Raw genomic sequence first — 12,754 nt, 5'->3', positions numbered from 1 at the left:
TTCCTGTCGCCGCGCGCCCGGGCTGGCCGGATGCGGGGCGGGGCATTCCCTGGCGAACCACCACCCCTGCGGACAATGGCAACACAAACAGCGATGTCTCGGGATGATGGAGCAGGCGATGCAACAGGCTGGTTCTGTCAGGATGGAGGGGCCGTCCGCAAGCGTCGTTGACGCCGTGGCTCCCATCGCGACGGACCCCTTGGGGGCGGATGTTGTGGGCGCCGGCCCGCGGCGCGACATGGCCTGGGACATGGTCACGTCGGACTTCGCGCGGCAGGCGCGCGCCACGCCCGATCGCACGGCGGTGCGGTGCGGCGACGTCTTGCTGACCTACGCGGGCCTCGACGCGGCCGCCAACAGGCTGGCGCGCCAGCTGATGGCGCAAGGCGTCGCGCGTGGTGACCGCGTGGCGCTGCTGCTACCGCGCGACGTCGACGCGGTTGTCGCCATTCTTGGCGTGCTCAGGGCGGGCGCGGCCTATGTGCCGGTCGACATGGCCTACCCCGAAGCGCGGATCCACTTCATTATCAGGGACTGCGGCTGCCGCGTCGCCATCACCACGATGGCTGGCGTGGCCAGGCTGCCGCCGGGTATCGCCAGCCTGGCGCTGGACGCCCAGGCGCAGGCCATCGCCGAAACGCCGGGCGACGCGCTGCCCGCGGTGGCGGGACCGGACGACGCCATCTACGTCATCTACACCTCCGGATCGACCGGCCAGCCCAAGGGCGCCGCCGTCACGCACCGGTCGTTCGCCAATCTGCTGCAGTGGTACATCCGGACGCTCGGGCTCAGTGGCCATGACTCAACGCTGCTGGTCAGCGCGCTGGGCTTCGATCTGACGCAGAAAAATATCTATGCGCCGCTGCTGACCGGCGGAACGCTGTATCTGCCGGATTTCGATGTGTTCGATCCCGAAGCCATTGTGGCGACGGTTGAAAGCCGGTCCATCACCTTCCTGAACTGCACGCCCAGCACATTCTTGCCCCTCGTGGAGGGCGCGGCGGCCGGCCGCATGCAGCGGCTGGCGTCGTTGCGCTGGGCGGTTTTGGGCGGTGAGCCGATCCCTGTCCGCCGCCTGCTGCCCTGGCTCACCCATCCGGCGTGCCAGGGGCAAATCCTCAACAGCTATGGCCCGACCGAGTGCACGGATATCTGCGCCGCCTGGGCGATTGGCGCCGCGAACTGGGAGGAGCCCGCGCCGCTTGGCCGGCCGGTCGACAATGTCTTCCTGGCTGTTCTCGATGAGGCGCGCCAGCCGGTGGCGGCGGGCGTGGAGGGCGAATTGTGGATCGGCGGCGTGGGCGTCGGCCTTGGCTATCTCGGCCGCCCGGAACTGAACGCTGAACGGTTCATGACGTTGCGGCTTCCTGGCCACGAGGGGCGGATGTACCGCACGGGCGACCGGGTGAGCTGGCGCGCCGACGGCGTGCTGGATTTCTTCGGGCGTCTTGATCACCAGATCAAGATCCGCGGCCACCGCGTCGAGCTGGGCGAGATCGAGGCGGCGCTTTGCAGCCACGCGGACATTCGCGAGGCCTGCGTGGCGGTGCGCCGCGAGGGCGACGCCGAACCACGGCTGCTGGCCTGGCTGGTGATGCATCAGGGCGCGGCCATGCCGCCGGAGGCCGCCCTGCGGCGCCATCTGGCCGGGAAGCTCCCCGAACACATGGTTCCGGCCGCATTCGCCGCCCTGCCGGCGTTGCCGCTGTCGCCAAACGGCAAGATCGATCGCCAGGCCCTGCCGGATATCGTCGCGCCAGGCTCCGCCGGGTTGCCGCCATCACCGGGCGATGGGGCGTCCGGCGCCCAGGGCATGGAGGGCATCGTGCTCGGCATCTGGCGCGAGGTGCTTGGACAGGTCCCGGCAAGCCCGGATCAGAATTTCTTCGACGCTGGCGGCACCTCGGTCGGCCTGGCGCGGGTCCAGGCCGCGATCAAGGCGCGGCTCGGCCGGGATCTGCCGGTCGTCGAGCTGTTTGCGCATCCAACCATCGCAAGTCTCGCCCGGCTGCTCGGTCAGAACGCGGGCGATCACACGGGCGGGCGAAAAGTCGCGCCGGCGGCCGGTCTCCGCCAGGCCGAGGCGCTGCGCCGGATGGCGCAGGTCAGGGGAGGGGGAAGATGAACAGCGATCAAGACGTCGCCCCCGCGACGGCAGACATGACGGACAATCTGGAGGGCGTGGCGATCATCGGCATGGCCGGGCGGTTTCCCGGCGCCAGTGATGTCGGGGCGTTCTGGCGGAACATCTGCGCCGGCGTCGATTCCGCCAGCCGGTTTGACGCGGGTGAGCTGGAGGACAGCTTCACGGCGGAGGAGCGGGCGCAGTCTGATTTCGTTGCCGTGCGGCCGGTGCTGGACGATGTCGACCAGTTCGATGCGCACCTGTTCCGCATGCGCCCGCGCGAGGCGTCGCTGACCGATCCGCAGCACCGGATTTTCCTTGAGATTTCCTGGTCGGCGATCGAGGACGCCGGCTACGACCCGCAGGCGCTCGCCGGGCGCGCCGTCGGCGTGTTCGCCGGCTGCAGCCACAACACCTATCTGTTGCGGCACGTCTGTGGCGACCGCACCGCGGCGGAGCGGTTCACCAATGATTTCCAGGTGGGGGGGTATGAGGCGCTCACCGGCGCCATCGCCGACGCTCTGGCGACCCGGGTTTCTTACAAGCTGGACCTGCGCGGCCCCAGCATGACCATCGCCACCGCCTGCTCCACGTCGCTGACGGCGGTGGCCCAGGCGGTGCAGTCGCTGCTGCTGTTCCAGTGCGACATGGCGCTGGCGGGGGGCGTGTCGGTCACCTTCCCGCAGAAGCGCGGCTACTTCTCCCAGGACGGCGGCATGGTGTCGACTGACGGCGTCTGCCGGCCGTTCGACGCCGGCGCCAATGGCACGCTGTTTGGCTCCGGGGCCGGGGTGGTGCTGCTGAAGCGTCTTGAAGACGCCGTCGCCGATGGCGATCCCATTTATGCGGTGATCCGCGGCGTGGCCGTCAACAATGACGGCGCCTCCAAGGTTGGCTTCACGGCGCCGAGCGTTGACGCCCAGGCCGAGGTGGTGGCGACGGCGCAACTCATCGCCGGCTTTGACCCGGCGACGGTCGGCTACGTTGAGTGCCATGGCACAGCGACGCCGCTGGGCGATCCAATCGAGGTCGCGGCGCTGGCCCGCGCCTTTGGCGCGGGTGGCGGCGCCGGCCGCACCTGGCTTGGCTCGGTGAAGGGCAATGTCGGCCATCTGGACGCCGCCGCTGGCGTGACCGGCCTGATCAAGGCGGCCCTCGCCGTCAACCACGGCGTCATTCCGCCCACCTGTCACTTCACCACGCCCAATCCGCGTCTCGAACTTGAGAAAACGCCGTTCGCCATTGCCGGCGGGCTGGTGGACTGGCGCGAGCCGGATGGCGCCCGCCGCGCCGGCGTGTCGGCGCTCGGCGTTGGCGGCGTCAACGTGCATGTTTGCCTGGAGCAGGCGCCGCAGCGTCCATCCCTGGCAACCGGGGAAGCCGCCCGCGCCGTGCTGATGCTGTCGGCGCGCAGTGAGGACGGCCTGAAGCGCGCCCGCGCCGGGCTGGCGACCGCATTGCGGCATGCTCCGGCGACTGCCCTGGGCGACGTTGCCCATACGCTGGCGACGGGTCGCGGCGCCTTCGCGCATCGCGCCGCGATTGTCGCCGACAGCGTCGCGACAGCCATCGACCGTCTGGAAGCTGGCGAGGGCGCGGGAATTGTCGTGGGTGAAGCCGCCGTCGCCGACCGGCCCGTGATTTTCATGTTCCCGGGTCAGGGCGCGCAATATCCCGCCATGGGCCTCGGCCTGTACGAGCGCGAGCCGGTGTTCCGCGACGCCGTCGACCGCTGCGCCGGAATCCTGAAGCCGAGCCTGGGTCTGGACCTGCGCCAGCCGCTGTATGGCCCCGAAGCCCGTGACGGAGATGGGGCGGAAACCATCCGCCAGACCATCCTCGCCCAACCGGCGATCTTCACGGTGGAATACGCCCTGGCGCAGCTCTGGCTCAGCCGGGGCGTGCGGCCGGCGGCGATGATTGGCCACAGCATTGGTGAATTTGTCGCTGCGACCCTCGCTGGCGTGCTGACGCTGGAGGAAGCGCTTGGGCTGGTTGCCGTGCGCGGCCGGCTGATGCAGGCAGTCGCGGCCGGCGCCATGCTGGCGGTGCGATTGCCGGAAGCGGAGGTGCGCGCCGTATTGCCCGAGGGGGTCGATATCGCGGCGGTGAATGCCCCTGGCCTGACGGTGGCGGCGGGCCCGTTCGAAGCGATCGAGCAGCTCGAAAACACCCTGGCCGGCATGGGCGCGATGCACCGGCGGCTCCACACCAGCCATGCCTTCCATTCGGCGATGATGGAGCCAGTGCTGGCTGATCTCGCCGTTGAAGCGGCGCGGGTCAGGCCCGGATCCGCGACGATCCCTTACGTGTCATGCGTCACCGGCGACTGGATCACGGAAGCGGAAACCGGCGCCAGCGATTACTGGGCGCGTCACTGCCGCGCCGCCGTGCGCTTCAGCGACGGCGTCGCGACGTTGTTGCAGCGCTTCGAAACGCCGGTGCTGCTTGAGGTTGGTCCGGGCTCGACCCTGCTGACCCTGTGCCGGCAAGGCGCCGGCAAGGGGCGTAGCGTCGCCACGGTCGCCTCGTTGCCTGATCCCGGCGCCGATCAGGTCGATATGGATACGTTCTACGGCGCCCTCGGCCAGCTCTGGCGCCATGGCGCGGCTTTTGACCGCGCCAGCGCCTGCCCGGGCCAGCGGGTTTCGCTGCCCGGCGTTCCCTTCGAACGGCAGCGTTACTGGGTCGCCGCCCCTGCCTCCACTGCTCCTGCCTCCACCGCCCCTGCCGTCACTGCGGCAGCGGAGCCGGCGAACGCCACCCAGGCTGCGCCACTTCCATCCCCAGCCCCCATGCAAGCGGATCCAGTCCAGATGAATACGCATACGCCAGTAGTCAGCGTCGGCAACACCGGGGCCGGGCTCGCCAGCAAGGTCGCCGGGCTGTTTGAGGAGCTTTCCGGCGAGAGCATCGCCGAGGCGGATTTCGGCAGCCCGTTCCTTGAACTGGGCTTCGATTCCCTGTTCCTCGCCCAGGTCGCCACCCAGGTGCAGAAGACCTTCAAGGTCAAGGTGACGTTCCGGCAATTGCTGAACGACATGCCTTCCATCGCCAGGCTGGCCGATTTTCTGGCCGACAAGGTTCCCGCGCCGGCGGCGGCTGTCCCGGCCCAGGCGGCGCCCGCCCCGGCTCAGGCGCAGGCCGTGTTCCAGATCGCCGCGCCGGCTCCGGCTCCGGCGGCGCCTGTCCTGCCTGCGCCACAGATGGCCGGCGGCGTGGGCGTCGAAGGCCTGTTCCGCGACCAGCTCGCGGCCTTGCAGGGGCTCATCGCCCAGCAGAACCAGATCCTGCTTGGCCAGGCCAGCATCGCGCCGGGGCCGCTGGTGAGCGCCGCTACGGCGCCGGCCGCGCCCCAGGCTATCGCTACGCAGCCAGCCGCCGCCCCGTCAGCCGCCGCCCCCGTTGCCCCCGCCGCCACGGCGGCGCAACCAGCGGCGGCAGCGGAAGACGCCGGCGGATCGCGTCACCAGCTCTACCGCCCTGGCGGCGCTTCCACAGCGGGCGACATCACCGCGGCGCAGGCGACGTTCCTGGCCGATCTCATTGCCCGCTATACGGCGCGCACCCCTGGTTCGAAGCGCATGACCGATGCGCGCCGCGACGTTCTGGCTGACCCGCGCACCGCCGCCGGCTTCCGGCCCGAATGGAAGGAAATGGTCTATCCGATCGTGTGCAGCCGCTCGAAAGGCAGCCGGATCTGGGACGTCGATGGCAATGAATACATCGACGTCGTCAATGGCTACGGCCAGACGGCGTTCGGCCATGCGCCGGATTTCGTGCTGGAGGCCATGCAGCGGCAAATGCGCGACGGCTTCGCCATCGGCCCGCAATCGCCGCTGGCCGGCGAGGTGGCCGAGCTGTTCGCCGAGATGACCGGCAATGAGCGCGTCACCTTCTGCAACACCGGCTCCGAGGCGGTGATGGCGGCGATGCGCGTGGCGCGCGCTGTGACCGGGCGCGACCGCATCGTGGTGTTCAATGGCGGCTACCATGGCCAGTTCGACGAGGTGCTGGTGAAGGGCAAGGCCCGTCAGGACGATGATCCGCGCGGCCTGCCGATCGCGCCAGGCATTCCCTTCGGCTCGGTGGGCAACATGGTGGTGTTGCCATGGGCGAAGCCGGAAAGCCTCGACTGGATCCGCGCGCATGGCGACGACATCGCCGCCGTGATCGCCGAGCCGGTGCAAAGCCGCCATCCGGACGTGCAGCCCGCCGAATTCCTGCGGGACTTGCGCGCCATCACCGAGGCGGCCGGCTCGGCCCTGGTATTCGACGAAGTGGTGACCGGCTTCCGGGTGCATCCGGGCGGCATGCAGGCGGTGTTCGGCGTGCGCGCCGACATGGCGACCTACGGCAAGGTGGTCGGCGGCGGCATGCCGGTTGGCGTGCTTGCCGGCAAGCGCAGCTTCATGGACGCCCTCGATGGCGGCGCCTGGCGTTATGGCGACGATTCCGTTCCCGAGGTGGCGCCGACCTTCTTCGCCGGCACATTCGTGCGCCACCCGATGGTGATGGCGGCGGCGAAGGCGGTGCTGCTGCACCTGAAGGAGCAGGGCCCGGCCCTGCAGGAGCAGCTGGCTGCCCGCGCCCAGGGGCTGGCGGACCGCATCAACGCCGAGCTGGCGCGGCGCGGCATTGGCGCCCGGGCCGAGAGCTACAGCAGCTGGTTTTATCTGGCGCTGGGCGGCGAAGACCGGCTGGCCAGCCTGTTCTACCATCACATGCGCCTGCTGGGCGTGCACTGGCAGGAAGGCTTCCCCTGCTACTTCACGACGGAGCATTCCGACGCCGACATGGCGTTCATCTACGATGCATTCGTGAAGACACTCGATGCGCTCCAGGGCGCGGGCATCCTGACCGGATCAGGCGTTGCGGCTTCCGCTGCGGCGCCGGCGACGGCGTCCGTTTCCGCATCCGTTTCAGCTCCTGTTTCCTGGCCCATGTCGTCGCCGCTGACCGAGCCGCAGATCGAGGTCTGGCTGGCGGCGCAGCTGGGCGATGAAGCCTCCTGCGCCTTCAACGAGTCGATTTCGCTGGATCTGTCGGGCCCGCTTGACCGGGAGGCCCTGCAACAGGCGCTGGACGCGGTCGTGGCGCGTCATGACGCCCTGCGGGCGCGCTTCGCGCCGGACGGGTCGCAGATGTTCATTGATGCGCCCGCGGCCGCGCCGCTGGCGGAGCGGGACTTCTCCGCCAATCCGGCCGCGCTGGCCGAGCTGAAGGATGACGAAGCCCGCACGCCGTTTGACCTCGTCAACGGCCCGCTGATGCGCGCGACGCTGGTCCGGCTGTCGCCGTCGGAGCATGTGCTGGTGTTCACGGCGCATCACATCGTCTGCGACGGCTGGTCGACCAATGTCATTCTTGATGAAATGGCGCAGGTCTACCAGGCGCGGCGCACGGGCCGCCAGGCCGATCTGCCCGCGCCGCTGCCATTCCGCAGCTATGCGCTGGAGCAGACCACGGCTGTGAACCCGGCGACCCGCGACTGGTGGATGGCGCAGTTCCGCGCCCTGCCGCCGGATGCCGACCTGCCGGCCGACCGCCCCCGTGGCGACGTGAAGGACTGGTCTGGCGACACCTATTGCGCCCACATACCGGGCGACCTGCTCAGGCAGGTGAAGCAGGCCGGCGCGAAACAGGGCGCCACCCTGTTCTCGACCCTTGCGGCGGCGTTCAATGTGGTGCTGTGGCGGCTCACCGGCGAAACCGATCAGGTGATGGCCATCCCAACCGCGGGCCAGAGCCTGACGGAGGGCGGGCCGCTGGTCGGCCATTGCGTCAACTTCCTGCCATTGCGCGCCCGGATCGATCCTGAGGAGCCGGTCTCCGCCCTGCTCAAGACCGTGCAGAAAGCGATGCTCGATATGAACGAGCATCAGGACTACACCTTCGGCGCGCTGGTGCGGGAGCTGGGCGTCGCCCGCAATCCCTCCCGCCTGCCGCTGACCCAGGTGCAGTTCAACCTGGAGCGCGTTGGCGAAGGGCTGGATTTTGGCGAGGTGACGGCCAGCGTCGCCACCAACGCCAAGGCGTTTGTCAATTTCGACATCTTCCTCAACATCATTGAGGGCGCCGATGGCTTGCGGCTGGCCTGCGACTACAGCACCGGGCTGTATGACGCGACGACCATCGCCCGCTGGATCGGTCACTTCGAGCAGGCGCTGCGCGCCATCGTCGCTGACGCGGCCCAGCCGGCGAAAGCCCTGCGCCTGATGGACGCCGCAACGGTTGATCAACTGGTCAATGGCCTGAACGCCACCGCGCGCGACGGTCTCGACCTGCGGCCGGTTCCCCTGCAGGTGGCGGACATGGCGGCCCGCCATCCGGACGCCATCGCCCTGATCTGGCGCGACCAGATCATGACCTATGGCCAGCTCGACGCCGCGACTGGCGCGCTGGCGGCGCGCGTTGCCGCCGTCGCGCCTGGCGGCGGCGGCCGGGTTGGCGTGCTGGTGGAGCGCTCGCCGGCCATGGTGGTGGCCATGCTTGCCGCCATGCGGGCCGGCCACGCCTTCACGCCGCTTGATCCGGCGCATCCGGAAACCCGGTTGCAGCAGGTGGTCGACGCCGCGCGCATCTGCGCCCTGGTCTGTGATGACCCGGCGCGGGCCAGCATCGCCGGCGGCGCGCCGCTGGTGGACGTGCGGGCCGGCGCGGCCCCGGACGCCAGCGCGGCGCAGCTGCCGGATTGCGCTGATGCGTCCGCCGCCTACGTCATCTTTACCTCCGGTTCGACCGGGACGCCGAAAGGCGTGGAGATCGGCCACGCGGCGCTCGCCAACCTGTTGTGGTCATTCGCGGAGCGCCCGGGGTTCACGGCGGCGGATTCGATGCTGGCGGTGACCACCACCACCTTCGATATCGCCATGCTTGAGCTGTTCATGCCGCTGGTGACGGGCGGGCGGGTGATCATCGCCGACCGCCAGGCGGTGCAGGACGGTTTCGCCCTGGCGCGGCTGATCGCCGAGAAGCGGCCGAGCCATATCCAGGCGACGCCGTCGCTGTGGCGCATGCTGTCCGAGGCCGGTTTCCAGCCATGGCCCGGTCTGACCATGCTGTGCGGCGGCGAGCCATTGCCGCGCGATCTCGCCCGGGAGCTGTCGGGCGGCGCCGGCGCGCTCTGGAACGTCTATGGTCCGACGGAGACGACGATCTGGTCGAGCGCCGGCGAGGTCCGGCCGGATGATGATCCCATCACCATCGGCGCGCCGGTGCTCAACACCGGGCTGTATGTCATCGACGCCAGCGGCCAGCTGGCGCTGCCTGGCGCGGCGGGCGAACTGGCGATCGGCGGACTTGGCCTCGCCAATGGCTATTTCGGCCAGCCGGACCTGACCGCCGCCGCCTTCCGTCCGCATACGCTCGAAGACGGCGCGTCGCGGCGCCTGTACTTCACCGGCGACATGGCGCGGCGCCTGCCCGACGGGCGCATCCAGCACCTCGGCCGTCGCGATTTGCAGATCAAGCTGCGCGGCTTCCGCATCGAGCTGGAGGATATCGAAAGCGCCCTGCGGGCCATCCCTGGCGTCGCCGACGCGGCGGCTGGCGTGGTGGGGGTGGAGCCGGAGCGCCGCCTCGCCGCCTGGGTGGTGATGGCGGGGGGGCAGCCCCTCGATGAGACGATGCTGCGCGAGAAAGCCCGTCAGGCGCTGCCCGACTATATGGTTCCGGCGATCTGGAGCCGTCTCGACGCCCTGCCGCTGACGGCCAATGGCAAGCTCAACCGCAAGGCGTTGCCGCAGCCGGAGCGCGTGGCGGCAAAACCGGCGGCCCGGGTTGTCGCGCCGCCGCAGAACGCGACGCAGAAACTGCTGTGCGGGGTCTGGTCGGAAGTGCTCGGCGGCGAAGCCGTCGGCATTGACGCCGACATCCTCGATCTGGGGGCGGATTCGATCCAGATCTTCCAGATTGTCGCCCGCGCCCGCCGCGCTGGCGTCAATCTGGCCGCCAGGGACGTGCTGCGCTGCCGCACCATCGCCGCGCTCGCGGAAGCCATCGACACAACGCCCGGCGACATGGCGGCGGCGCCAGCGGGTCCGCTGCCCCGCCTCGCCGATTTCCGCCGGAGGTGATCCAATGAACATGAGCCATCAGGGGAGCGCCGCCTTGAGCCTGCCTGAGCCACTCGAATTCGGAGCGACCTGCGCCCAGTCCTATTACTGGCGTCGGGCCCAGCGACATCCGGGCGACCCGTGCCTCAACATCGCCGCGCGGTGGCGCCTGGAAGGGCCGGTATCGGTTGCGCTGATGGAGCGCGCCTGGCAACAGGTGGTCGACCGTCACGAGGCGCTGCGCACGGCGTTCGTCGAGCGGGAGGGGCAGCTGGTGCAGCGCGTGCTTCCCCATGCGCAATTCCGCATCCGGCATGTCGACCTGCGTGGAGCCCCCCCGTCGGAGCAGGAGGCGTTGAGCGAGCGGCTGGGGCGGGAGGAAGCGGCCATGCCCTTCGACCCGTTCGAGCCGCCCCTGCTCCGGATAACGGTGTTGCAGCAGGCGGACGACAGGGCCCATATGCTGCTGACCACGCATCATCTCGCGGGCGACTGCTGGGCCAACCTGACGCTGGTGCGGGAGTTCGCCGCCATTTGCGACGCCCTGTCGCTGGGGGCGACGCCGCAACTGCCCGATGCGCCGATGCAGTTTGGCGACTTCGCCTCGTGGCAGAACGCCTGGCTGGAAGCTGGCGGCGCGGCGGTGGCGGAGCAGTACTGGCTGAAGCAGCTGGACGGTCTGTCGAACTTCATGGTTCCGACAGACCGCGCGCCGCCGGCCAATCCGACCCGGCGCGGCGACATCTTCGGCATGATGGTGCCGGCTGACGTCGCGGAGGCGACCCTGACCACGGCGCGGGCCCGGGGCGCGACCTTCTTCGCCTTTGGCCTCGCGACCTTCGCCGCCCTGCTGCACCGCTGGAGCGGACACCAGGATATTCTGGTCACGACCCAGATCGCCGGGCGCGATGAGCTGGAGCTCGAAACTGTCGTCGGCCCGTTCATCAATACGCTGGCGCTGCGCATGGCCTGCGCGCCGGAAACCCGCTTCTGCGACCTGCTGGACCAGACGCTGGCGACGGTTGGCGAGGCGCTGGAGAATGGCGTCCTGCCATTCGAGAAACTGGCGGACCGCATCACCCTGCCAGCCAGCGACCGCCGCGGCGCCCTGCATGGCGTCAATTTCCAGGTTCTGAACAGCGCATTCCTCAAGGACACCCGCGCCGGCGCCATGGCGCTCCGGGGCTTCCCCAGCCTGTCGCCAGGGGCCAAGCGCGATCTCGACGTCTATCTGGTGGAGCGGGAGGTCGGCTGGCGCGCCCAGTGTGAATACGATCCGGACCTGTTCGACGAGGCGACCGTCGCCTGGGTGGTGCGGTCATTCGTCGAATTGCTGGCGGCTGTCAGCGCCGATCCGGCGCGGAAGCTGGCCGATCTGCCGTTTTCCCTGCCGGGAGGGGCGCAGGGCGCCGGGGAGATGGCGCCCCGGGTTGCGTCCGCCAGATCTGTCAGGGTCGAGGTCATGGACGCCAGTGCGCCATCCGGGCCGGCGGTGGACAACAGCGCGCGGGCGGAGCGTCTGAAGCAGTTGTGGCGCGAGGCCGTGCGCAGCGATAACCCGCCGCCGGGCGCCAGTTTCTTCGAGCTGGGCGGCGATTCCATGCGGGCAGCCCGTCTGGTGGCGCGCATCCACGACGCCTTCGGGCAACGCGTCGGCCTGGCGCGGTTCTTCCAGAAGCCGACCCTCGCGGGTCTGGCGGAGCGGCTTGGCGTCGAACTCGACAGTGCGCCGGCGCCGGTGATGGAGGAAGATGATGAGGACTGGCGCATCATGGAGGTCAGTCCCCGCGGCTCCAGGACGCCGGTCATCGGCATCAACAGCGTGGAGACCCTCTTCGCCCTGGCCCGTGAGTTTGGCGAGGACCGGCACATTTTTGGCGTGCGGCTGTTCGAGCCAGGCAGGCCCCATGGCATTGCTGGCAAGACCTTTCCCGAAATCGCCGCCGCTTACATCGAGGTGATCCGGCAGGTCGAGCCAAAGGGGCCTTACATCCTGTTCGGCCTCTGCGTCCATGGCGTGCTGGCCCTCGAGATCGCGCGACAGCTGCGCGAGGCCGGGGACGAGGTCGAAATGGTGTGCGTCGTCAACGCATGGCATCCAGGTTACGCCCGGCGACTGAACTTTCTGAACCGGCAACTGGTGCGGCTGAACGACGTTTCGTGGAATCTGCGGCGGGTGTTCAGGCGGGAAAAGACCTTTGTGGAGTTTCTTGGCAACTATCGTCTGGCGCGCAGCACCGGGGTGCTGCAACTGGCCGCCCGCCTGGGCCTGATCGACAGGGAGCCGACGCGCACGGGCTCCGAATTCAATGACGATTTCCTGCTGACCCTGATGCAGGCGCGCGACGCTTGCGAGCCGCGCGGCGTCAGGGGCCCGGTGATGCAGTTCCTCGGCCCTGATACGCCGAAGTGGCCTGGCATTGATCGCACGCTGGGGTGGAAGTCGGTCATTGATGGGCCCATCCAGGTTCACCACATGCCGCCCGCAAAACCTGGTCCCGATGATCCAGGCGCCGCCTGCATCGTGACGCACTTCGGGCGCATGATCGCGGCAGGGCGCGCACAGGGGTAG

General features: G+C 69.4%; 3 protein-coding genes. All 3 read left to right on the top strand.

The window, feature by feature from the left end; genetic code table 11:
* Positions 1 to 118 precede the first annotated feature (118 nt).
* From ACERNI_RS17030 to ACERNI_RS17020, 3 genes are read left to right on the top strand one after another with little or no spacing between them, the layout of a single operon-like run.
* Entirely contained in the window at positions 119 to 2,125 is a 2,007-nt protein-coding gene (locus ACERNI_RS17030) for a non-ribosomal peptide synthetase (protein ID WP_448834438.1), read from the top strand.
* Positions 2,122 to 10,203 (top strand): amino acid adenylation domain-containing protein, encoded by an 8,082-nt coding sequence (locus ACERNI_RS17025; RefSeq protein ID WP_448834437.1) that lies wholly within the window; start codon positions 2,122 to 2,124, stop codon positions 10,201 to 10,203. The genes ACERNI_RS17030 and ACERNI_RS17025 overlap by 4 nt, the downstream gene beginning before the upstream one ends.
* Positions 10,204 to 10,237: 34 nt before the next feature.
* Positions 10,238 to 12,754 (top strand): condensation domain-containing protein, encoded by a 2,517-nt coding sequence (locus ACERNI_RS17020; protein ID WP_448834436.1) that lies wholly within the window; start codon positions 10,238 to 10,240, stop codon positions 12,752 to 12,754.

The sequence above is a fragment of the Camelimonas sp. ID_303_24 genome (assembly GCF_053543495.1).
The sequence above is the reverse complement of the archived record's forward strand: the minus strand, read 5'-3'. Positions and strand labels throughout refer to the sequence as shown.